General features: G+C 37.7%; 1 protein-coding gene. It reads left to right on the forward strand.

Translation table 11 applies throughout. The annotated features are described in order from the left end of the window. Positions 1-21 precede the first annotated feature (21 nt). Positions 22-448: transposase (locus ACFSCX_RS25180; RefSeq protein WP_377931018.1), on the forward strand; the 427-nt coding region annotated here is incomplete at its 3' end.

The raw sequence follows: 448 nt of genomic DNA on the forward strand, positions 1-448 counted from the left end.
CAATCAGAAAGAAGGATCCTTATGTTTAAAAATTATAACACGAATCAATTAGTTCTGCCTCTAGATTTAGCCGTTAAATTACAAGAAAAGGATATTGCTTTTTCTATTCACCATTTAGTAGAAAGTATTCCCGATGAAGCTTTTCGTTCCTTTGTCCATTACACCGGTTGTCCCTCCTATCATCCACGCATGATGTTAAAAATCATTTTATGTGGTTATACACAGTCGGCTTTCTCTGGTCGCAAAATAGAAGACTTGACGAAAGATAGTATCCGTATGATGTGGTTAGCCCAAGGGTATGAGCCCAGCTACCGCACGATTAATCGTTTCCGTGTTCATCCTGTTATGAAAGAGCTTATTCGCCAATGTTTTGTGCAGTTCCGTTGTCAATTAGTCGAAGAAAAACTTATTGATCAAGAGGCCATTTTTATTGATGGTACCAAAATTG

Source organism: Bacillus salitolerans, assembly GCF_042680805.1.
Classification (GTDB): domain Bacteria; phylum Bacillota; class Bacilli; order Bacillales; family SA4; genus Bacillus_CJ; species Bacillus_CJ salitolerans.